This is a genomic window from Bacillus sp. TH22 (assembly GCF_016651015.1).
Lineage (GTDB): Bacteria > Bacillota > Bacilli > Bacillales > Bacillaceae_G > Bacillus_A > Bacillus_A mycoides.
Genome location: NZ_JAEKER010000001.1, coordinates 5,374,303 through 5,396,262 on the forward strand (window position 1 = coordinate 5,374,303; position 21,960 = coordinate 5,396,262).

At 35.5% G+C, this 21,960-nt stretch carries 20 protein-coding genes and 1 riboswitch; of the genes, 16 read left to right on the forward strand and 4 right to left on the reverse strand.

Annotated elements, in window-relative coordinates:
* Positions 1 to 3: 3 nt before the first annotated feature.
* From JFU18_RS27410 to JFU18_RS27420, 3 genes are all read left to right on the forward strand, one after another.
* The gene (locus JFU18_RS27410; protein ID WP_201034055.1) at positions 4 to 327 is read left to right on the forward strand and encodes a PepSY domain-containing protein; all 324 of its coding nucleotides are present in this window, start codon (positions 4 to 6) and stop codon (positions 325 to 327) included.
* Positions 328 to 721: 394 nt separating this feature from the next.
* On the forward strand, positions 722 to 883 hold the full coding sequence (locus JFU18_RS27415) for a hypothetical protein (protein ID WP_201034054.1): 162 nt from the start codon (positions 722 to 724) through the stop codon (positions 881 to 883).
* Between the two features lie 319 nt (positions 884 to 1,202).
* Positions 1,203 to 1,601: a DUF1259 domain-containing protein gene (locus tag JFU18_RS27420; protein ID WP_002033128.1), complete on the forward strand. Its 399-nt coding sequence runs from the start codon at positions 1,203 to 1,205 to the stop codon at positions 1,599 to 1,601.
* Positions 1,602 to 1,804: 203 nt separating this feature from the next.
* On the opposite strand, the gene JFU18_RS27425 is transcribed toward JFU18_RS27420, so the two are convergent.
* Positions 1,805 to 2,374: a hypothetical protein gene (locus JFU18_RS27425; protein ID WP_201034053.1), complete on the reverse strand. Its 570-nt coding sequence runs from the start codon at positions 2,372 to 2,374 to the stop codon at positions 1,805 to 1,807.
* Positions 2,375 to 2,838: 464 nt separating this feature from the next.
* Between JFU18_RS27425 and JFU18_RS27430 the strand changes: the two genes are divergently transcribed.
* The 6 genes from JFU18_RS27430 (at position 2,839) to JFU18_RS27455 (ending at position 10,615) form a co-directional block, all read left to right on the forward strand.
* On the forward strand, positions 2,839 to 4,317 hold the full coding sequence (locus tag JFU18_RS27430) for an MDR family MFS transporter (RefSeq protein ID WP_033715031.1): 1,479 nt from the start codon (positions 2,839 to 2,841) through the stop codon (positions 4,315 to 4,317).
* 505 nt (positions 4,318 to 4,822) lie between these two features.
* Positions 4,823 to 8,020: a bifunctional P-450/NADPH--P450 reductase gene (gene cypD / locus JFU18_RS27435; RefSeq protein WP_201050384.1), complete on the forward strand. Its 3,198-nt coding sequence runs from the start codon at positions 4,823 to 4,825 to the stop codon at positions 8,018 to 8,020.
* Between the two features lie 472 nt (positions 8,021 to 8,492).
* Entirely contained in the window at positions 8,493 to 8,912 is a 420-nt protein-coding gene (locus tag JFU18_RS27440; protein ID WP_113935859.1) for a MarR family winged helix-turn-helix transcriptional regulator, read from the forward strand.
* Positions 8,913 to 9,169: 257 nt separating this feature from the next.
* Positions 9,170 to 9,508: a DoxX family protein gene (locus JFU18_RS27445; protein ID WP_201034606.1), complete on the forward strand. Its 339-nt coding sequence runs from the start codon at positions 9,170 to 9,172 to the stop codon at positions 9,506 to 9,508.
* A gap of 181 nt (positions 9,509 to 9,689) precedes the next feature.
* Complete coding sequence (locus tag JFU18_RS27450; protein WP_201034051.1) at positions 9,690 to 9,998, forward strand: monooxygenase; 309 nt, start codon at positions 9,690 to 9,692, stop codon at positions 9,996 to 9,998.
* 284 nt (positions 9,999 to 10,282) lie between these two features.
* Positions 10,283 to 10,615, forward strand: coding sequence for a DUF1904 family protein (locus JFU18_RS27455; protein WP_201034050.1), 333 nt, complete (start codon positions 10,283 to 10,285; stop codon positions 10,613 to 10,615).
* Positions 10,616 to 10,667: 52 nt separating this feature from the next.
* Here the strand turns inward: JFU18_RS27455 and JFU18_RS27460 are convergent, their stop codons facing one another.
* Positions 10,668 to 10,991 (reverse strand): hypothetical protein, encoded by a 324-nt coding sequence (locus JFU18_RS27460; RefSeq protein ID WP_201034049.1) that lies wholly within the window; start codon positions 10,989 to 10,991, stop codon positions 10,668 to 10,670.
* Positions 10,992 to 11,267: 276 nt separating this feature from the next.
* Positions 11,268 to 11,660 (reverse strand): VOC family protein, encoded by a 393-nt coding sequence (locus JFU18_RS27465; protein ID WP_201034048.1) that lies wholly within the window; start codon positions 11,658 to 11,660, stop codon positions 11,268 to 11,270.
* 111 nt (positions 11,661 to 11,771) lie between these two features.
* Here JFU18_RS27465 and JFU18_RS27470 point away from each other — a divergent pair, with 111 nt between their 5' ends.
* Complete coding sequence (locus JFU18_RS27470) at positions 11,772 to 14,081, forward strand: AAA domain-containing protein (protein ID WP_201034047.1); 2,310 nt, start codon at positions 11,772 to 11,774, stop codon at positions 14,079 to 14,081.
* A 75-nt stretch (positions 14,082 to 14,156) separates the two neighbouring features.
* A riboswitch (SAM riboswitch) is annotated at positions 14,157 to 14,258 on the forward strand.
* A gap of 88 nt (positions 14,259 to 14,346) precedes the next feature.
* Positions 14,347 to 15,552 (forward strand): M20 family metallopeptidase, encoded by a 1,206-nt coding sequence (locus JFU18_RS27475; RefSeq protein WP_002192795.1) that lies wholly within the window; start codon positions 14,347 to 14,349, stop codon positions 15,550 to 15,552.
* A 135-nt stretch (positions 15,553 to 15,687) separates the two neighbouring features.
* Here the strand turns inward: JFU18_RS27475 and JFU18_RS27480 are convergent, their stop codons facing one another.
* On the reverse strand, positions 15,688 to 16,128 hold the full coding sequence (locus JFU18_RS27480; RefSeq protein WP_001178566.1) for an Lrp/AsnC family transcriptional regulator: 441 nt from the start codon (positions 16,126 to 16,128) through the stop codon (positions 15,688 to 15,690).
* Positions 16,129 to 16,295: 167 nt separating this feature from the next.
* Here JFU18_RS27480 and JFU18_RS27485 point away from each other — a divergent pair, with 167 nt between their 5' ends.
* The 5 genes from JFU18_RS27485 to JFU18_RS27505 all read left to right on the forward strand — a co-directional run bounded on the left by JFU18_RS27485 (position 16,296) and on the right by JFU18_RS27505 (position 21,818).
* On the forward strand, positions 16,296 to 17,060 hold the full coding sequence (locus JFU18_RS27485) for an SDR family oxidoreductase (protein WP_201034046.1): 765 nt from the start codon (positions 16,296 to 16,298) through the stop codon (positions 17,058 to 17,060).
* A 335-nt stretch (positions 17,061 to 17,395) separates the two neighbouring features.
* Positions 17,396 to 17,962 (forward strand): TetR/AcrR family transcriptional regulator, encoded by a 567-nt coding sequence (locus tag JFU18_RS27490; protein WP_001072320.1) that lies wholly within the window; start codon positions 17,396 to 17,398, stop codon positions 17,960 to 17,962.
* Positions 17,963 to 18,020: 58 nt separating this feature from the next.
* Complete coding sequence (locus JFU18_RS27495) at positions 18,021 to 19,877, forward strand: alpha/beta fold hydrolase (protein ID WP_201034045.1); 1,857 nt, start codon at positions 18,021 to 18,023, stop codon at positions 19,875 to 19,877.
* A 517-nt stretch (positions 19,878 to 20,394) separates the two neighbouring features.
* Complete coding sequence (locus tag JFU18_RS27500) at positions 20,395 to 20,841, forward strand: MarR family winged helix-turn-helix transcriptional regulator (protein WP_000817662.1); 447 nt, start codon at positions 20,395 to 20,397, stop codon at positions 20,839 to 20,841.
* Positions 20,842 to 20,873: 32 nt separating this feature from the next.
* Positions 20,874 to 21,818, forward strand: a complete 945-nt coding sequence (locus JFU18_RS27505; RefSeq protein ID WP_063217980.1) for an acetyl-CoA carboxylase carboxyltransferase subunit alpha — start codon at positions 20,874 to 20,876, stop codon at positions 21,816 to 21,818.
* Positions 21,819 to 21,960: the final 142 nt, after the last annotated feature.

Here is a 21,960-nt window from a genome sequence, read left to right on the forward strand (position 1 = left end):
AAAATGTTAAAACATAAAAAGAAAATAATAATAAGTGTAATTGCTATTTTAGTAAGTGGTATTGCTATTGTTGGTGGATATTATGGTATGGGTTACAATTATGCAAAAAAGAATGAAAACTACACTGAGAAACAAGTTCGTGAAATTTCTTTAGCGCATACAAATGGAGAAATTATTAATGTGAAAAAAGAATTCGAATTAGAAGATGACAATTTAGCACAATCTAAATTTGAATATGAAGTGGAAATTAAGACACCTGATAATTTGTTAAATATTTTAAATGTTAGTGCTAGAACAGGTACAATAGAAATCGATAGTGAAGATTAAAAAAATATCGCGTATTTGAAAAAATACAATAAGCTGCCCATATGGGCAGCTTATTTACATAATTCTCGTTAACAGTAGTCAATGATGCATATAATTTTCGTTTTGGGGGTAATTGCTTTTCTTAGCTTGATAGTGATGGGATGAGCTTCCGATTGTGGAAAATCTCCAGGCTTCTATTAGTTGGTTAGTGGAAGAAAAATTTGTTCCACAGCCCGTAAGTTATTATAATACATAAAAATTAAATTCTTCTTCTGCAATTCATTCAAATCGGCCAATCTCCGCATCTTTTGAATTCCCTGAAAGTGCTAAACCTAAGCAAAAAAATTAACCATCCTATGCAAGAAAGTTTAGATAGCTAAAAGCATATGTTTTATTGAAAGGGTGTGATTGAATTATGGAACGGACGAATTGGGGAATTGGAGGATTAGTATTTGTTGGCTGCATGTTTCTTGGCGGAGGAGTGGGATCTATATTAGGCGATACTCATGCTGGATGGCTAATAGGAATGGGCGCTGGGTTTATTGGGATGGCTTTAACGAGACTGATCAGAAAGTAATATAACGGGGATTTTTCTTCGGGTAAATAAGGAAATATGTATGTAAGTAATTCATGGTATAAGAGCTCTATAAATTATAGTTAGAAGCTTCTCTTTTCTAAATTTCTCCATACATAGATACGATTCTCAAGTTGGAGGCTGGCACCTTAGGGTGTCTTTTTTATGCTCTTTAAAAATGTTTTAACATATAATAGCCGAGTTAATTCAAGTAATCAAGCTAATAGATTTCGTTAGATTGCTATCATCTTTTTTGTAATAGAATAGATTCATTACCGTTTCAGACCGATGTATTCATTCATAACCTAACAGTAAAAGGGGGATGATTAAAGGCATGGCGATTAATGATGAATTAATTTGTCAACAGTTTGCAAGAATTATCGGTGGCCAAGAAGGATTCGCCGGTGGAAAATGCGTGGCAACAATAAATCGGGATGAAATACAAGCAACTATTTTAGGAAAACGTTTTAGAGTAACAACTTCCTTCTCATTCGAATCAAGAGATAATAAAACTGGACAGGCATTATGTCTAGGTCGGATAGCGCTCTTACAAAAAGAAGTTACTGAATTTGTTGCTACAATTATTAAACAAGGAATAATCGTTTCGTCTATACACAATGAGTGGTTATGTGATGAGCCGAATTTAATTTACGTTAATATCGAAGACGTTGATGATCCGCTAAGTTTCGCAAGGAAAGTTAGAAGAGCGTTATGCAATTAACCAATTTATTTAGTTAAATGAGCAATATAAAAGGATCTTTAATTGAAAGATCCTTTCATACATAAGATGAAGGTTTTCCCTTGTATTTTATTAATTAAGTTCGCTTGACTAGCAAACGAACTTGGAGGGAGTACTGGAACCATACAATAAATACATTAAGGGGACATGTTTGAGCTATGGACCTATCCTCCCGTTCTAATTAACTAAAAGAAGAATTTTCTCATACCGATTAGACTACTAAGCATTCCGATTCCATTCATGGTTCCTTTTCCTGCTGTCAGTAAGTTTCCAAGCATTCCTGGCTGCCCGTTATTCCCCCATCCTGGAGAATTTCCAAAAACACCCCATTTATTATTGGTATTAAAATGAAAAGCTTTGGCTGGCGGTGATAGTAAAGCGGCAATATGACCTTGTGCGAACATCCCTGTATGATTGAATGGTTGGGGCCAGGGGATGGGAGGTTTTTGAAAATTAAAACCTGCATGGCCTGGTAATGGAGCCCAATTAGCAGGATGTCCTTGGGGCATCATCCCTGCATAATGGATTGGCTGACCTAAAGGGAAGGGAGGGGGCTCGGGAGTGAAACCCGTATAATTGGCTGGTGAATCCCAACCAAATGGATAGACTCGACAACTCAAATTATCAGGAACCTTCAGACCATCCATTCCCTGAGCTTTAGTTATTTGAGGTTGTGAATGTAATGATGACATTGAAATTTGGTTATTATATTGCTCCCCGTTTCCATTTGAATTCAAATACCAATATTGGTGCATAAGCTTATTCCCCTCACTTTAAAAATGTAATGTTAGACTTAGCCTATGTAATATTCCTTTTTATGGATGGTTACATAACTAGATTTACAAGCCCGTATTTAAAGGAATGGGTGTGTGGTCTTGTTGATTTATTGATTTATTCCGCTATTTGTGGACAGTAAGACACCGTCCCCTCAAAATTCAGCGAAAGCAAAAAAGTTAGATGGGGGGCTTTTAGAAGGGTATTTTCAGTTGCTCCTTTTGTTTATTTCAGCCTAATTTAATTTCGGTTAACAAACGTGTTTATAAAGGTTTAATCAATAAAAAAGATTTTAACATGTTATGTTGAGCAAGTAGAATTGCAAAAAAGAGAATATCCATTCGAAGAGTTTGGCAAAATACTGCAAGGACAATGCATTCTTGTGCAGATATGCAAAGGATTTAAACGAATCAATGGAATTTATAATGAAGGGGCAAATGAATATATGAGTGAAACATTACATAAAAGAAAACCACCATATTTAATGCTTGTAATCCTTTTTATTGGGGCATTTGTTTCATTTCTAAATAACTCGCTTTTAAATGTAGCCTTGCCATCAATAATGAAGGATTTAGACATTAAAGATTATTCGACGATCCAGTGGCTTTCTACAGGGTATATGCTTGTAAGTGGTATATTAATTCCGGCATCAGCATTTTTAATAACCCGCTTCTCCAATAGGAGCTTATTTATTACATCTATGGTGATTTTTATTTTTGGTACGGCCTTAGCGGCTTTAGCGCCGAACTTTAGTTTATTACTTACTGGCCGGATGGTTCAAGCAGCAGGTTCTTCAGTCATGGGGCCTTTGTTAATGAATATTATGCTAGTAAGCTTTCCAAGAGAAAAAAGGGGAACAGCGATGGGGATTTTTGGATTAGTTATGATTACAGCTCCAGCAATTGGACCGACACTATCGGGTTATATTGTAGAGTATTATGACTGGCGTTTGCTTTTTGAAATGATTTTACCGTTAGCAATCATTAGCTTACTGTTAGGGATTTGGAAATCGGAGAATGTCATGAGACAAAACAAAAATGCAAAACTTGATTATCTCTCATTATTATTATCTTCTGTCGGTTTTGGCGGTTTGTTATATGGATTCAGTTCTGCAAGCTCCGACGGTTGGACGAATAAAGTTGTTTTAACAACCTTAATCATAGGCGCTATTGCCCTAATTACTTTCATTGTCCGCCAATTAAAAATGAATGAACCGTTATTGGATTTACGTGTTTACAAGTACCCAATGTTTGCACTTGCGTCTGTAATTGCAATTGTCAACGCAGTGGCCATGTTTTCGGGTATGATTTTAACCCCAGCTTATGTACAAAATGTCCGCGGTATTTCACCGCTGAGCTCTGGGCTGATGATGCTTCCAGGTGCGGTAATAATGGGGATTATGTCACCAATTACAGGTAAACTATTTGATAAATATGGCCCTCGTATTCTTGGTATAGTAGGACTTTCCATTACAGCCGTTTCAACTTATATGCTAGCAAACCTGCAACTCGATTCTAGTCACACACATATTATTCTTATTTACACATTGCGGATGTTTGGGATGGCGATGGTGATGATGCCACTTATGACAAACGGACTTAATCAATTACCAACTCGCTTAAATCCGCACGGTACAGCTGTTAATAATACAGCTCAACAAGTGTCCGGTTCGATTGGTACTGCTATTCTTGTTACGATTATGAATTCTGTAACAAAAACAAAAGCTGAAAGTCTAATGGTTGATGTAGATCCTACAACCTTCACAGAGGCTACGAAGGCAATGTTAACTCAGAAGGCTTTATTATCCGGAATTCAATATTCATTCTATGTAGCGCTTGGCATGAATGTTGTTGCACTACTATTAGTTTTTTTCGTTAAACGTGTAGATACAAGTGCGGAAGCTGTGGAGAGGTTAAATCGGTAGAGTAAAATAAAACTTAAGGTCATGATTCCTATAAGTTTTTGCTGTTTAGTTAGACTATGAAGAAATGCAAATTTCTGCTGCTAAGGCGCTGGTATTTAAACTTGGAAAAGAACCAGTGAAATAATTATATATAGTAAAAAGGATCTGATATTCATATCAGATCCTTTTTCATTAGTAACACAGTATACTTGCTTATCGTATTTGTTTGAATTGACATTAGGAACTACTGGTTTTCCCAATACTACAATCTTTAGCTCTCAATTTGTGATAAACATTATAATAATACGCTTCATTTTAATTTAGTATTTTCTCTGCAAGTTATAAATCTAATATCAACAAACAACTTAGATTACCAACCTTATAAGCAATATCATAATCGTGAATAGTTCGGGAAAAGATAAAATAAGGTAATCAATTACATATCTTTATCCCAGGCGATTCATTGCTATCTTCTTTTTATTGAATGGGATATTTTATTTCATGCTTTTTTGAAAGGGTGTTTTTAATGGATAAAAAAGTATCTGCCATTCCTCAACCGAAAACATATGGATTGCTGGGGAATCTCCCATTAATCGATAAAGATAAACCGACCCTATCCTTTATCAAGATAGCGGAAGAGTATGGTCCCATTTTTCGAATTCAAACTTTAAGTGATACCATCATTGTCGTTTCTGGACATGAACTGGTAGCAGAAGTCTGTGACGAAACAAGATTTGATAAAAGTATAGAGGGTGCTTTAGCGAAAGTTCGCGCCTTTGCTGGAGACGGATTATTTACAAGCGAGACTCACGAGCCTAACTGGAAAAAAGCTCATAATATTTTGATGCCTACATTCAGCCAACGAGCAATGAAAGATTATCATGCTATGATGGTCGATATTGCTGTACAACTCGTTCAAAAATGGGCACGGCTTAATCCGAATGAAAACGTAGATGTTCCGGAGGATATGACTCGCCTTACATTGGATACAATTGGTCTATGTGGTTTTAATTATCGATTTAATAGCTATTATCGTGAGACCCCTCATCCTTTTATTACTAGCATGAGCCGTGCTCTAGATGAGGCGATGCACCAATTACAGCGGCTGGATATAGAAGATAAACTCATGTGGAGAACGAAACGTCAATTTCAGCATGATATTCAATCTATGTTTTCTTTAGTAGATAATATTATTGCTGAACGTAAAAGTAGTGGAAATCAGGAAGAAAATGATTTACTTTCCCGTATGTTAAATGTGCAGGATCCGGAAACTGGTGAAAAATTAGATGATGAAAATATTCGTTTCCAAATTATCACTTTTTTAATAGTCGGGCATGAAACAACAAGTGGATTATTATCTTTTGCAATCTATTTTTTATTAAAGAATCCAGATAAATTGAAAAAAGCTTATGAAGAAGTAGATCGGGTTTTAACAGATCCCACTCCAACATACCAACAAGTTATGAAATTAAAGTATATCCGGATGATTTTAAATGAATCGCTACGTCTATGGCCTACTGCTCCAGCATTCAGTCTCTATGCAAAAGAGGATACAGTGATTGGTGGGAAATATCCAATTAAGAAAGGAGAAGATCGTATTTCTGTTCTGATTCCACAGCTACATAGGGATAAAGACGCGTGGGGAGACAATGTGGAAGAATTCCAACCTGAACGATTTGAAGAGCTGGATAAGGTTCCTCATCATGCTTATAAGCCATTTGGAAATGGTCAACGAGCATGTATCGGTATGCAGTTTGCACTTCATGAAGCCACACTTGTAATGGGAATGCTTCTTCAACATTTTGAATTAATTGATTATCAAGACTATCAGCTGGACGTAAAACAAACATTAACGCTAAAGCCTGGTGATTTTAAAATTAGGATTCTACCCCGAAAACAAACTATTAGCCATACTACTGTTCTTGCGCCTATCGAGGAGAAACTGAAAAACGATGAAATCGAACAGCAAGTTCAGAAGACTCCTTCTATTATTGGAGCCGATAATCTTTCGCTTCTTGTTCTGTATGGATCGGATACAGGGGTAGCGGAAGGTATTGCAAGAGAACTAGCAGATACAGCTAGTTTAGAAGGTGTTCAAACGGAAGTGGTAGCTCTTAATGATGGAATTGGAAGTCTGCCAAAAGAAGGGGCGGTTCTTATTGTAACTTCTTCTTATAATGGAAAACCACCAAGTAATGCAGGGCAGTTTGTGCAATGGTTGGAGGAATTAAAACCAAATGAGCTAAAAGGTGTTCAATACGCAGTTTTTGGTTGTGGAGATCATAATTGGGCGAGTACTTATCAGCGAATTCCAAGATACATTGATGAGCAAATGGCTCAAAAAGGAGCAACAAGATTTTCGACACGTGGAGAAGCAGATGCAAGTGGCGATTTCGAGGAACAGCTCGAGCAATGGAAACAAAGTATGTGGTCTGATGCGATGAAGGCATTTGGATTGGAACTTAACAAAAACATTGAGAAAGAACGCAGTACATTAAGTTTACAATTTGTTAGTCGTCTTGGAGGATCTCCTCTTGCGCGAACATATGAAGCAGTTTATGCATCTATACTAGAAAATCGTGAACTTCAATCATCTAGCAGTGAAAGAAGCACGCGACATATTGAGATATCCTTGCCAGAAGGCGCTACGTATCAAGAAGGTGACCACCTTGGGGTGCTGCCAATTAATAGTAAGAAAAATGTCAACCGAATTTTAAAACGCTTTGGATTAAATGGGAAGGATCAAGTCATACTGAGTGCAAGTGGACGAAGTGTAAATCACATACCTTTAGACAGTCCTGTTAGTTTATTTGACCTTCTTAGTTATAGTGTAGAAGTTCAAGAAGCAGCCACTCGAGCACAAATACGAGAAATGGTGACATTCACAGCATGCCCTCCTCATAAAAAGGAATTGGAATTATTATTGGAAGAGGGAGTTTATCATGAACAAATATTAAAGAAACGTATGTCAATGTTGGACCTTCTTGAAAAGTATGAGGCTTGTGAACTCCGATTTGAACGCTTTTTAGAACTTCTTCCTGCGCTCAAACCGCGTTACTATTCTATTTCAAGCTCTCCACTCGTTGCACAGGATCGTCTGAGCATTACGGTTGGTGTTGTTAATGCACCTGCATGGAGTGGGGTAGGGACATATGAAGGAGTCGCTTCTAATTATTTAGCTCAGCGTCATAATAAAGATAAGATTATCTGTTTCATTCGAACGCCACAATCAAACTTTCAATTACCTGAAAATCCAGAAACACCAATTATCATGGTTGGACCAGGTACTGGAATTGCACCATTCCGTGGATTCTTGCAAGCGCGTCGTGTTCAAAAGCAAAAAGGTATTAACTTAGGACAAGCACATCTATATTTTGGTTGTCGTCATCCTGAAAAGGATTATCTCTATCGTACAGAACTAGAAAATGATGAAAGAGATGGATTAATCTCTTTACACACAGCTTTTTCTCGCTTAGAAGGATATCCTAAAACATATGTACAGCATTTAATAAAACAAGATAGAATCAATTTAATTTCGTTATTAGATAATGGGGCTCATCTTTATATATGTGGTGATGGAAGTAAAATGGCTCCTGACGTAGAAGACACCCTTTGTCAAGCATATCAAGAAATTCATGAAGTCAGTGAACAAGAAGCAAGGAATTGGCTGGATCGTGTACAAGAAGAAGGGCGATATGGAAAAGATGTTTGGGCCGGAATCTAAATTCTTCTTAGTTAGATAAGTAATATTTAATTCACGAACTTCTTTCGACTAAGTATAACTGTAAACAAAATAAACTGCTTTATAAAAACCCTGTATTTTTTATCGAATATGGGGTTTTCTTATTTTTAATAAGCTGGATTGATACTGTAGAAAAAGAAAAAATCTTATATGAAACCAAAGTTACATAATCTTAGTTTGATGGGTATGGTGTTAACCAATTTCTTGACGTGATTTGAAATTTAAATTTTTGCGCACTGGCTTAACAGTTTTTAGCACAGTGTCAAATCGATGGGGGATATAACCGCTTGAATGAATCTTGCCGTAGAAAAATAGGAGATAAATCATTTGACAATTAAAATGCCCTACTTTAATATATATGCCATAGCATATAATTAGTAAAACAAACAAATTCACTGTGAATAATTGATTGATATGCTATGCCCTTTTATATTTTAATTTATAGAGGTGATATATGAATTTACATGATTTAATAGGCTATCTTGTTCATCGTACTGATGTGAAAATGACTAATTATTTTACTAAGAGATTAAAGCCTTATGGAGTTACGCCAGAGCAGTGGGGGATCATTAGTGTTCTTTGTAGCCAAAGGGGTACTACTCAAAAAGAGTTAGCAGAAGCTATTGATAAAGATCAAACTACTGTCGTAAGAATGATACAGTCAATGGAGAGAAAAGGGATTGTAAAGAAGGCTTTGAATGACCAAGATAGGCGTTCACACAACCTTTTTTTAACTGAAAAAGGTGACGATTTAAAGAAAACAATCTTGCCTGTAGTGAAAGACGCTCACCATTTCGTTACGAGTAATTTGAGAGAAGAAGAGATTAAACAATTACAATCATTATTAAACAAATTGTATGATACGCGCTATTAATATTTGTTCCTTATTGATGCTATACTATTTATAAGGAACAAACTCCGTCTTATATATGCTATAGCATGTAATTTGTTTGAATGAATGGGGAGATAGCTTTATTTTGTATGATGTTTGATTCAGGATCACTTTGTTGCAGTCAAATTTCTGTATCATACATGCTATAGCATGTACTTTGCATCTCTTTAATATTGGAAAGGATAGTAGCTACTATATGAACAATACTGAGTTTTTATCAAATAAATAAGAAAGATGTGATTACTATTTTAATATTAATTAATATTGTAAAAGTTGTTTTGTTTCTGTTCTTTTTAATGACAGGTTCGAAAATTATATCTGGGAAAATGGCAGATGAGTTCAAACGATTTGGTTTACCTTCGTTTTTTAATTTCTTAACTGGGGCTTTTGAGATTGTAGGAGCAATTGGAATGTTGATAGGAATTTGGGTCCCAATAGCAGCTTTATTGGCAGGATTTTTGTTAGGCGGTACTATGCTTGCAGCTGCATTAACTCTTATCGTATTAGCGAAAGATCCCTTTAAGAAAGCGATACCTGCGCTTGTTTTGTTTGTTCTTAGTGTAGGGGTAAGTTTGTAGCATATTTTTTAAACATAATCTTAAGCCGTTAAAATGTACGCGTTTAAGTTGCTATCATTTTGTAATTATTTTATAAAAGTGTCTGTGAAAAAGCAGGTGAAATCTTAAATGAATGCAGGAATAATAGTAGCATTCATTTAAGGTATTACATGCATTCGAATTGAAAAAGGGGTGAATAAAAATGGCATATTTATTACAAGTTGATTTTCCGTTTGAAGGTCCTTTTGGTGAAGAAATGGAAAAAGCATTTTGGGATTTAGCAAAAAGTATTAATGAAGAAGAAGGATTCCATTGGAAAATATGGACGGAGAATCAAGAAACGAAAGAAGCTGGAGGCATCTATGTATTTGAAGAAAAACAAGATGCTGAAAAATATGGAGAAATGCACAAGAACAGACTTCAAGCATTTGGTGTTAAAGATATTAGAGTGAAAATTTTTCACATTAATGAAGAGTTAACTAAACTGAATCGTGGTTATAGTAAATATTGAGGGACACGGAATTTAAAAAAGGAGGGGGTAATCCCTTCTTTTTTTGAATTGATGCTACAGAAAGAATAGCGTGTTTTTTAATTTAGGGTCATCTCTTTTTGATAGTTTGATATCGATGTGACAATACCCCTTTATTATTTTTCAGGTTACAATACATGTATTGCTTCAATAACATATGATCATTCTTAAGAATGTCATTGAAATGTACCAATAGATGTTAGTGCAGCAAAATAAATTGTGTTATGATGTGAGCAAATATAAAGCTATCTAACGGAGGGATTCACATGCCGCATGTTGTGTTTCGTGGAATTACTATTGAACAATTAAAAAGCATAAGCAAGCCATTAGTAGAAGAGCTCGCAGATATCTGTGAGTGTGGTACGGATAATTTCACCTTGGAACTACCAAGTTCTACGTTTGTATTCAATGGAGAAGAAATAGAAGCGTTTCCTCTTATTGAAGTGAAATGGTTCGAGCGTGGACAGGAAATTCGTGATCGATTTGCCAAGGCCATTACTACATATGTAATGGATTTTGGACTTCCAGAAGTAGAGGTTGTATTTACGGTTTTCACAGAATCAGTGTATTATATTAACGGGAAGCATTGTGCAAGTTAGAGCTATTTGAAAAATTTTTATAACATTAAGAGAAGAAATAGGAGAGAATATCCTATTTCTTTTTATTTCTATAATAAAATATAACTGCTAAATCTAAAGTAATGATAATAATTAGAAGTGATAAGTGTATAAGTGCATCAGTTTTTCCGTTTAATAAAGACTTTATAAAGAAATCCCATTCTGTTTCATAGGGAGGCTCTGACCAATTTCGTTGCATTCCTAGCACTATTCCATTTACGAAAAAGATAATGCTTAATAGGATTCTTCCAACAAATACGGCAACTACTTTTAAATTCCAATGCTTTATCTTAATTATATAAAGGATTGGAAATAGTATAAGTATCCAAAAAATAATAATATAGATTGTATTTATCATTCTTTACTCCTAATAAAATAATTGTTTTTAATATAGGTAAATTTTCGGATTGAAGGTATGTTTTATTGTTACTAGTTAAAAACAAGGGCCGGAATTCCGGCTCCTTTTCTATCTTAAAGTCTTACTTTATCCCGCATTAACGGGCAGTAAGACCCCCACCTCAAAATCCAGAGGAAGCACAGAAGTTAGGTGGGGATCAACTGCCCGTAAAAGCCCGATTGGTTCAACTAATAATCAGTGGGGGATGAACAAAACCCCACTGATTAAAGTTTCACTTTATCTCTCCGTCTCAAAAAACTCAATCCACTCTCCGTCAGGGCCAGCGAAGAATATGTAACGTGTTCCATCTGGTAATGTTTCAATTTCTTCTCCTAGTAGAAAGGTTACTTTGTGTTTCTTTAGTCTTTCGATTTCATCCTCTAATGAATCCACTTTAAAGCAAATGTGATGTACTTTTCCTTCTGCCGGAAGAGAAGAGTTGTAGCCTTCAATGAGTTCAAGTATTGTTTCCTTCGATTCTTCTACACCTAAAAAAGCGAGTTTTAAGTCTGGATTTGGGTGCCCCATACGTTTAATGAGCTGTAAGCCAACTACTTCTTTATAAAATGAAATAGATGTTTCTATGTTTGTAACCATAAGTCCAACGTGTTCGATTCGTCTAACTGGCATGTGGATTCCTTCTTTCTGAAAATTATATACAATATATTATTGAAAATTAAGAAAATAAGCAAGATAAAAACCTTACAAATTTTAGCGTGTTATATGGTATAGTGAGAAAGTATGTTTGGGGAGAAGGAAGGAGATTATACGATGAATACAACTACTCAAACTCCTTCATTATCGGAAACAATGAAAGAGTGGCATTATGCATTAACATATGAAATTAAACATTGGAAAACGATAGGTGGTAGTAAAATCTCTATCATTAACGGTCGTTTTTTATATACAGATTATGAAAGTACAGTATACGTATTTCAGCTTATTTCGGAAGTAAGCTTACCGGAAGGTTCACCAATTCGAATTGAGTTCGATGGTGAGGAAGCGACAGGGGAAGTATTATCTGTACATGGATTAGAAATAGAACTGAAATTAAATGATTATATACAAGGTGAAATACGAGAAGCGGTTTTATACAGTGAACCGTGGCAATTGTTAGAACAACTACAAGAGCGATTGAAAGAGGCACATAAAGATAAGCTAAAACGTAATCGTATAAAGCGTCTTGTTGATGGGACGAGCAGTCCGAAACATATTGAAAAGATGAAAAATACGAAAAATGAATTGGCGTATCGTTCTTTTTACAATCCAACAACGTACGTGTGGGGACCACCGGGAACAGGGAAGTCGTACAATTTATCGCGTATTATTTCTGCTCATTATCAAAAAGGAAAATCGGTACTTGTGTTAGCTCATAGTAATGCGGCAGTAGACGTATTAATGAGTGAAGTAACGAAGCAAATTGAGAAGAAGAAGAAATGGACGCCTGGAGAAATTGTTCGTTACGGTTATAGTCAACATGAACATATACGAAATCATGAAACGTTACTTGCATCGAAGTTAGTTGAAACGACGAATGGATCTTGGGGAGAAGAAAGACTCTATTTAGAAGAGACACGACAAGATCTTCGTGAAAAGATTTTATCATATAAAGCGACTTCTGCTGATAAGAAGCGTATACAAGAGATTGAAAGTGATCTTCGAAAGCAAAAAGCGAAAATTAAAGAAGTAGAAAAAGAATACATTGAAAATGCGAAAGTAATCGGTGCGACTTTATCGAAATGTGCAATTGATTCACTTATTTATGAGCGTACATTTGATTTAGTTGTCGTAGATGAAGTAAGTATGGCTTATGTTCCGCAAATCGCATTAGCTGCTTCACTTGGGAAACGTATTGTCGTTTGTGGTGACTTTTTACAGTTACCTCCGATTGCGATGGCGAACCATGAACTCGTTCGCAAATGGCTCGGTGAAGATATGTTTTATCATGCAGGGATTGTTGATTCTGTAAATAAATCAGAAGCACATCCGAACCTTTTTATGCTGCAGGAGCAAAGACGTATGCATACGGATATATCGAAGTTTACGAATTCATTTATTTATAAAAATAGAGTGTACGATCATCCATCTGTTTCAGAGCGTAAAGAACTTGCGAAACTGCAACCGTTCGCAAATGAGGCGAGTGTTTTATTTGATACGAGCTTAATGGGAGCCTTTTCTTTAAAAGACGCTGCTTCCGGTTCTCGTTTTAATATTATGTCTGGTTTAGTAGCGATGCAAATGATGTTAATTGGATTGTTAGACGGTGTTCAATCTATCGGTGTAGTTACGCCTTACAGGGCACAGTCCCGCTTTTTATCAACGTGCATTAGAGAAATGTTGCAGAAAACGAAATATCAAAACATACCAGTTTTAGCGGCGACAGTTCATAAGTTTCAAGGGTCTGAAAGAGATATGATGATTTTTGATACGGTAGATAGTTATCCGCAAGAACGACCTGGCGTGTTATTCTTTGACCATAAAAATCATCGCCTCGTCAACGTTGCAGTTACGAGAGCGAGAGGGAAGTTCATTCAATTATCAGATTGCCACTACATGCGTAAAAATCTTTCGAGAAAACAAGCGTTATCACAATTAACAGCTCATATAGAACGTCACGGAGATGTATATGATCGCACGACATCAAGACAATTGTGGGAGCGGAAAATTTCGAAACGTTTACGCTGGTTTATGGAAATGAATCTTGAAGAGCCGAAAGGGTTATTGAAAGATATTTTAGTCGCAAAACGAAAAATTATTATTTCACTTCCAAGTACAAAGCAAGTAGATAAACGAGTCTGGCAAGCGTTAATGCGTACAAATGCGCAAATAACAGTGTATAGTGATGGACCAGTTCCGTTAAAAAATGTAAAGTTACAAAGACAAAATAAAGCATTCCCGTTTATCGTAATCGATGATGAAATCTTTTGGGCAGGAGCACCTCTTACATCTCAAATGATGTTTGAAGGTAGTATGGAATTTCCGTACATATGTGCAAGATTACAAGCACCTGAAACAATTGGCGTATTAAAAGGGTTTTTAGATATTCGGTAAATTCATATAGGAATTCCTTGACTTTTACTTGGAATAAACTTAGAATAAAAATAATTTAATACAATTTTATGAAAATTCTTATCACGAGAGGTTGAGGGACTGGCCCTATGACACCTCGGCAGCGGATTCTTTATGAATACTGTGCCAATTCCAGCAAGGTAACTTGAAAGATAAGAAAGAAGCTCATTTTGACTGTATATACAGAAGCCTCTTTCTATCTTTTAGAAAGAGGCTTTTTTACGTGAAAATAAAAGGAGGAAGAAAAATGGGAGCGACAGGAGTAACGTCACAAAGAAAAACAATTGAAGAGAGTATAGAAAGAAATAAGGAAAAGTACATAGAAACAAGTCATAATATTCATGCGAATCCGGAGATTGGTAACCAAGAGTTTTACGCATCAAGAACGTTAAGTTTGTTGTTAGGAAGCGCAGGATTTCAGTTGCAGCACAATATAGCTGGTCATGAAACAGGATTTATCGCGCGAAAAAGTTCCGGGAAACAAGGACCAGTTATCGCATTTTTAGCTGAGTATGATGCTTTACCAGGACTCGGTCATGCGTGTGGTCACAATTTAATCGGAACAATTAGCGTTGCAGCAGCGATCGCGTTATCAGAAACGCTTGAGGAAATCGGCGGAGAAGTTGTCGTGTTCGGAACACCAGCAGAAGAGGGCGGGCCAAATGGTAGCGCAAAATCGAGTTATGTGAAAGCTGGCTTATTTAAAAACATTGATGCGGCGCTTATGATTCATCCGAGCGGAAAAACAGCTCCAACGAGTCCGTCACTAGCAGTTGATCCACTAGATTTTCATTTTTACGGAAAAACAGCTCACGCAGCGGCCTCACCAGAAGAAGGAATTAACGCATTAGATGCGATTATCCAGCTGTATAACAGTATTAATGCACTTCGCCAACAACTCCCATCAGATGTGAGAATTCATGGTGTTATTACTGAGGGCGGGAAAGCACCTAATATTATTCCTGACTACGCCGCAGCAAGGTTCTTCATCCGCGCAGCAACGAGAAAAAGATGTGCGGAAGTAACAGAGAAAGTAAGAAACATCGCACAAGGAGCAGCGTTAGCAACAGGTACAAAAGTAAAAATTCATCAATTCCAAAATGAAATCGATGAACTACTCGTAACAAAAACATTTAATGACGTCGTAGCGGAAGAGTTAGAACTACTAGGTGAAGATGTAAACCGTAAAGAAAGAGTAGGAATTGGCTCAACAGATGCAGGAAATGTAAGCCAAGTCGTACCGACAATTCATCCGTACATTAAAATCGGTCCAGATGACTTAATTGCACATACGAATGAATTTAGAGAAGCGGCACGTTCAGAATTAGGAGATAAAGCGCTAATTACATCCGCAAAAGCACTAGCAAATACAGCGTATCGATTAATTACAGAAGAAGGTTTGTTAGAAAAGGTGAAGGAGGAGTTTAGGGAGGCGCGGAAGAATCAAGGATAGGGAAGAAGGAGAATTATACTCGGGATTTTTTAGTAGGAAATTGAATGAAAAAAGAACCAGCCTATGGCTGGTTTTATTATATTATAAAAGAATTTTTCCACATACACTTCATATTTCTACCTTAGTACCCTCTTATCAGAACGACAATTTCTCTTCAAATTCACTCTTTAAAACAATTAAAGGAGATGATAATCCAAATTGCATTAAAGAGTCTAAAAATGTAGCGAGAGAATCCATCGAATCGCTCATGACCTTCATCATATAATTAAACTCCCCGCTAATTCGATATAAATCAGTTACTTCGGGAGCGGCATTACAAAATTGGATGAAATCAGAGCATTGACTCGTTTTAAACATGATGAATGCTTGGATGTTTTTATTAATTTTAGAAGGCTCAAATTTCGTTCGGTATGCAGCTATAACCCCTTGATCTTCAAGCTTGTTAATGCGTTCTTTTACAGCAGGCTGCGTCATGGATATAATACGTCCTATTTCTGAAACAGAAATTCTCGCATTTTCATACAACAAGTTCATAATTTTATGGTCAATTTCATCTAGTTTTACTGCGTTTTGCATTGGATAGCCTCCTTGCTTTATTTTCTAAAGTGAATCGTAAATTATTACTATAATATCATAAGTGAACGAACTGAATTACCTATAAATCTGTATTTAAAATGATTTGTGTTTGCATGAAAATATAAGTATAGGATTTATTAAACGAAAATGTAGGAAGGGTGGAAAAAATGAAGAATCTTGATGGGAAAGTAGCGTTAGTAACAGGGGCGAGTCGTGGTATTGGTCGTGCGATTGCGACGAGATTGGCAAACGACGGTGCATTAGTTGCAATTCACTATGGCCGAAATAAAGCAGCTGCAGATGAAACAATTAGTGAGATTGAATCAAATGGAGGAAAGGCATTCTTAATTGAAGCGGATTTCAATTCAATTGATGGTGTCAAAAAGATAGTAGAACAATTGAAGAATGAATTACAAATAAGAGTTGGTACATCAGAGATTGATATTCTAGTAAACAATGCAGGGATAGGTACACAAGGAACAATTGAAAATACGACAGAAGAAGTTTTTGATGAAATTATGTCTGTAAATATTAAAGCACCGTTCTTCTTAATTCAGCAAACATTACCGTTATTACGAGCGGAGGCGCGAGTTATTAACATTTCATCAGCTGAAGTAAGACTTGGTTTTGCAGGGTCCATTGCATATGGTTTAAGTAAAGGGGCACTAAATACGATGACACTTCCTCTAGCTAAACATCTTGGAGAAAGAGGTATAACAGTGAATACAATTATGCCTGGATATACGAAGACAGATATAAATGCGAAATTGCTAGATAATCCGGAAATACGAAATTTTGCTACGAATTCATCTGTGTTCGGACGAATAGGGCAAGTTGAAGATATTGCAGATGTAGTAGCATTCCTTGCTTCTTCTGATAGCCGCTGGGTAACAGGGCAAATTTTAGATGTTTCTGGAGGATTTTGTTTATAGGGGCACTACTTCATACCCATGAAGCTAATATTTTCATATCCCCCTAAATTAAAATTTTCTTTCTCTACAGATAGCTATTTTGAGAAGCCGCTCATTTTTTCGTTTTGAGGGCATTTCTTTTTCTTAAGTTGATGGGTATGTATGGTGACCCCTATTAGACGATAGTGAATTCACAATTTCGGGGTTCAGTTCCACTTTATTCAAAATAAGATTTTTTTGCAGTAAAATCAATGTTAGTGGAACTTTTTTAATCAAACTTTTTTCTAAATTAAAATAAATCCTTGCAACATTTAAATTAGTACTATATAGTTCTAGTTATGAAAAAGGTAAAATTAATGAATCAAAAACGTGTGATTGAAGTAGCTGCAACATTATTTTTAGAAAAAGGGTTTGCTTATACAAGTATGGATGAATTAGTACGTGTAAGCAAAGTTTCAAAGTCTAATGTGTATTATCACTTTTCTAATAAGGAAGTATTATTAGAAGGGGTCGTTGATTATTGGATTGAAATGTATCAATCTGCAATTGATGACGTACTTTCTCAGAACCAATTTTTAGTTGAAGATCGTATCCAACTGTTTTTAAAGCAATTATCACAAGGAGTTCAGTCGAGAGAGTATAAGGGGAGCTGTCCATTTATTACTCTTTATATTCAAAGTCCTAAACAGGCCACGCAAATAAAAGAAAAAATAGGTCTTTTTTTTACAGGATTACAAAAGAAAGTTTCTCTATTACTTAAACAAGGGGTAGAGAATGGAGAATTCAGAAACACGATTAATATTGATGAGGTTGCATCACTTTTTATTACAAATCTTGAAGGAGCGTTATTTATTTCAGAAACATTGAAGGATGCAACTGTAATTACGAAAACAGCAGATCATTTTTTAAAATTGCTTCGATAAAAGAAGCATTTTTTTTACATCAAATTAGTACTAATTAGTACTAAAAAGGGGATTTTATATGAGAACAGTATTTTTAACTGGTGGAACAGGCTTTATTGGAAAGCAATTAGTAAAAGAATTAGCCAAAGAGAATGTTAAAATTCTTCTTTTAGTAAGGTCGAAAAGTAAAGCAATACGCATTTTTCAAGAAAGAGGCATCTTAAAAAAGGCAGTTATGCACTTTATTGAAGGTGATTTGACGAAAATAGATTTAGGTCTAAGTGCTGAAGATAAGGAGAGGGTATTGAAAACGGATGTGATTATTCACGCAGGAGGCCCCATGGATATTCAAGCGACAAGTAAAGAGGCAGCTTCCGTATTTTTAAATGGCGCCAAACACATTAGTGAATTAGCTAAAAGCATTCATCAATTGAAGGGCTTGCAACAATTTATTCATGTTGTAGGTTATATGAGTCCCTTTGATGATAAAAATAGCAAGATTGCAATTGATGTGTTTAAAGAAGGAAACAATTATTTGAAAATAAAAAATCCATATGAGAGAACAAAATTTTTAGCAGATCTTTATATCCGTCACCAGGCATCAGCAGTAGGTTATCCGCTTTCTGTAATTAATCCGCCAACTGTAGTCGGTAGTAGTAAAACAGGGAGTACAGAGCAGATAGCAGGATTAGGTTTGCTTGTGATGAGTATGCGAAGAGGGCTCATGCCAGTGATTCCTGGAGGTAAGGGATATAGGTTACCACTGATTTCAAACGATGAGCTTGCGAAGTTTATTGTGCAGGTTTTCAGATTGGAACAACCGACTATTCAAACATATACACTTGTTGAAGACAAACAGCACGATCAGAACATTGCTGAATTATTAAGTATTATGTCGGAAAGTATGAATATGAGGGCACCAAAAATCTCTGTCCCAATGCCACTTATGAAAGCAATTATGAATAGTGGAGTAAGTAAAATAACAAAAATTCCTTCTGATGGACTGAATTTTATTACAAAACGAAAATTTTCAAATGTTTCAGCGAAAAAAATTATGGGAGGAGATTGGTTTAAGAAGACGAGTGTAATGAAATTTTTCCCTGCCGTAGTAGCTGATCTGGATTATCGAATGATGTATCAAAATGGCCAGCATAATCATTTATTTAAACGAACATTATGCGATAACACTACCCTTTACCAATTACAAGGAGAGGGTAAACCGTTTATTTTATTACATGGTTTATTGAGTGATGGAGAGGATTTATTTCCTTTAGCACAAGAGCTTCATGAAAAAACTGGTCAACCTGTATGGATCTTGGATCTTCCAGGTTTGGGACGTTCTCCTTTTAAACAAGAGAAAAATCTTCTAGATATCTATTTGAATGTAGTGAAAAAGTTATTGGAGAAAGCTACTAATGGTGCACATCTAATTGGCCATTCATTCGGTGCGTTTATTCTTCTGGAAGCATTGGTACAAGAGTACATAGATAAGAAGTATTCAATCACTTTACTTCAGCCACCTGTTGCTAAAAAAAATGCTAAATCGCTAAATGTTCCCCAATTTATGAACAAATGGACATTAAAATTGGCAACTACTAATTTGATAGGGCGTTATTTATTAAGTAATGGTTTGTTTGAAAGTATGGAGAGCATCCCTGAACATTATATCGAAAAAATAAGTAACAGTTTTACTTCTCCTAGAATTTTAAATACTACGGTTCAGCTTAACAGTTTACTACTGAAAAACGATCAAGGTGATTTCAATGAAGTAACAAAGTATAATCTTCACATTATTTGGGGGGAGTATGACAGAGGCTATTCTGCTCCATCGCATCTTGGTAAGGTTGATTTTGTTCCATATGGCCATCATTTTCCTCTTAGCCATCCGAGTGAAACGGCAACATTAGTAATAAAAAATAGTAATACTAGCAGATGAGAGTGTGGGATAAATAAACAGTGTGTAGTAAGATCGTTGTGTCTTTGAAATAAAATCGTACTGTGTGGGGCCCACCCCATCACTATCAGACTAAGAAACGCAAATACCTCAAAACGAAAAAATGAGCATTTTGTTACAAGATAGTACAAAATTTCGTTCTGGGGGTGCTATAAAATTTTAGCTTGATGGCGATGTGGTGCTACCCCATGCCCATCAACTTAAGAATTTAGAACTCCCCAAAAAAATTATGAGTTTTTTGTTACAAGTTATCACAAAATTTTCGTTTTTTGGGTAGTTTTATTTTCTTAGCTTGATTGCGATGAGCGGTACCCCATAAAGGCCCCTGATACATAATTGATGTTCTGCCATTTGTAGAAAACAATCTACTTATACCATTTTAACAAGAAGAAATATCTCGTCCATGTTGTAATATTGGCTTAGGTTAAGCTTGTGAAAAAACATATTCATGTATAATACAATTGATGTATGATACATTAGTTGTAGGAGGGTGACCTATTTGAAAAGAGAAGATGCCTTAAAACTAAGAACAGATATTAAGAAAATGATTATAATAACTGGGGTTTTTGAATCTCAAAATTTGCCCAATGGACCATTTGAAAAACCTTTACCAACTTCTCAAATGATGGCGTTAGAGGAACTAGAGGTGGAAAAACTAACTGTTTGGCAACTATCCAATAAACTTAGATTAGAGACTTCAACTGTAAGTAGATTGGTAGATAAGTTAGTAAAAAAGGGGCTTATTTATCGTGAAGTAAATGAAAAAAATAGAAGAGAACTTTTTCTGCACCTCACAGAAAAAGGTCACATAACTGTTAATTGCTTAAGAGAGCAATCCATTACATTTTATCAAAGTATTCTCAATAATTTATCAGAATCAGAACAAAAAATAGTTGTGGATGGTTTTGAATTATTTATTGATTCTATTTCTAAGCCTTTTGATTAGAGTGAGGTAAGTCATAACATTTGGAGGATAAAATGAGTTTGCATTTTGAACGTCCTATTATTGAATTAAAAGAGAAATTTGATGAATTAAAGAAAATTATGAAAGAAAATAATGTAGATTTATCGTCAGAAATTCATGAATTAGAAAAACGTTTAAATAAAATGCAAGATAAAATTTATTCTAATATTACACCTTTTCAACGAGTTCAAATTGCAAGGCTACGTAACCGACCCACGACATTGGACTATATACCTTTATTGTTTACAAACTTTCTCGAACTTCATGGTGATCGATTATATGGTGATGATAAAGCAATGATAGGTGGTATTGCAAAATTTAAAGGGATGCCCGTTACGGTTATTGGTCATCAAAGAGGTAGAAATACAAAGGAAAATATAGAAAGAAATTTTGGAATGGCACATCCAGAAGGTTATAGAAAAGCGCTAAGACTTATGAAACAAGCTGATAAATTTAATCGCCCTATTATTACATTTATTGATACAATAGGCGCCTATCCAGGGAAAGGGTCTGAAGAACGTGGAATTTCTGAAGCGATAGCTCGAAATCTATTTGAAATGGCTACACTTAAAGTACCAATTGTTTGTATTGTAATTGGAGAGGCATCAAGTGGTGGAGCTCTTGGCATTAGTGTCGGTAACCATATCCATATGTTAGAGTATTCATGGTACTCGGTAATTTCGCCAGAAGGAGCAGCATCTATCCTATGGAAGGACGCTAAGTATGCTCCAGAAGCTGCTGAACATATGAAAATTTCAGCAAAAGATTTAAAACATTTAGGAATTATTGATGAAATCATTCCTGAAATTAAAGGTGGAGCACAAAATGATATAAAATCACAGGCAAAAATGATTGAATCTGTAATCGAATCATCTCTAAAAAAATTGATACTATTATCCTCGGAAGAGCTTATACAACAGCGGTATGAAAAGTATAGACAAATAGAGAATTATAAATGAAAATATTTAAAGTCCGTATTACATTTCGGAGGATTCTCGTAAAAAAATTTTAAATATTTTGTAAGTAACCTCTTAAACTGGGATATGCTGATACTATTACTCTACAAAAGATGTGTGATCGGTATGGAAAAGGAAAATTTGT

Excerpts from the sequence above, each read along its gene's own strand:
- JFU18_RS27410 (WP_201034055.1), top strand. The coding sequence starts at position 4 with ATGTTAAAACATAAAAAGAAAATAATAATAAGTGTAATTGCTATTTTA.
- JFU18_RS27415 (WP_201034054.1), top strand. The coding sequence starts at position 722 with ATGGAACGGACGAATTGGGGAATTGGAGGATTAGTATTTGTTGGCTGC.
- JFU18_RS27420 (WP_002033128.1), top strand. The coding sequence starts at position 1,203 with ATGATTAAAGGCATGGCGATTAATGATGAATTAATTTGTCAACAGTTT.
- JFU18_RS27425 (WP_201034053.1), bottom strand. The coding sequence starts at position 2,374 with ATGCACCAATATTGGTATTTGAATTCAAATGGAAACGGGGAGCAATAT.
- JFU18_RS27430 (WP_033715031.1), top strand. The coding sequence starts at position 2,839 with ATGAGTGAAACATTACATAAAAGAAAACCACCATATTTAATGCTTGTA.
- cypD (WP_201050384.1), top strand. The coding sequence starts at position 4,823 with ATGGATAAAAAAGTATCTGCCATTCCTCAACCGAAAACATATGGATTG.
- JFU18_RS27440 (WP_113935859.1), top strand. The coding sequence starts at position 8,493 with ATGAATTTACATGATTTAATAGGCTATCTTGTTCATCGTACTGATGTG.
- JFU18_RS27450 (WP_201034051.1), top strand. The coding sequence starts at position 9,690 with ATGGCATATTTATTACAAGTTGATTTTCCGTTTGAAGGTCCTTTTGGT.
- JFU18_RS27455 (WP_201034050.1), top strand. The coding sequence starts at position 10,283 with ATGCCGCATGTTGTGTTTCGTGGAATTACTATTGAACAATTAAAAAGC.
- JFU18_RS27460 (WP_201034049.1), bottom strand. The coding sequence starts at position 10,991 with ATGATAAATACAATCTATATTATTATTTTTTGGATACTTATACTATTT.
- JFU18_RS27465 (WP_201034048.1), bottom strand. The coding sequence starts at position 11,660 with ATGCCAGTTAGACGAATCGAACACGTTGGACTTATGGTTACAAACATA.
- JFU18_RS27470 (WP_201034047.1), top strand. The coding sequence starts at position 11,772 with ATGTTTGGGGAGAAGGAAGGAGATTATACGATGAATACAACTACTCAA.
- JFU18_RS27475 (WP_002192795.1), top strand. The coding sequence starts at position 14,347 with ATGGGAGCGACAGGAGTAACGTCACAAAGAAAAACAATTGAAGAGAGT.
- JFU18_RS27480 (WP_001178566.1), bottom strand. The coding sequence starts at position 16,128 with ATGCAAAACGCAGTAAAACTAGATGAAATTGACCATAAAATTATGAAC.
- JFU18_RS27485 (WP_201034046.1), top strand. The coding sequence starts at position 16,296 with ATGAAGAATCTTGATGGGAAAGTAGCGTTAGTAACAGGGGCGAGTCGT.
- JFU18_RS27490 (WP_001072320.1), top strand. The coding sequence starts at position 17,396 with ATGAATCAAAAACGTGTGATTGAAGTAGCTGCAACATTATTTTTAGAA.
- JFU18_RS27495 (WP_201034045.1), top strand. The coding sequence starts at position 18,021 with ATGAGAACAGTATTTTTAACTGGTGGAACAGGCTTTATTGGAAAGCAA.
- JFU18_RS27505 (WP_063217980.1), top strand. The coding sequence starts at position 20,874 with ATGAGTTTGCATTTTGAACGTCCTATTATTGAATTAAAAGAGAAATTT.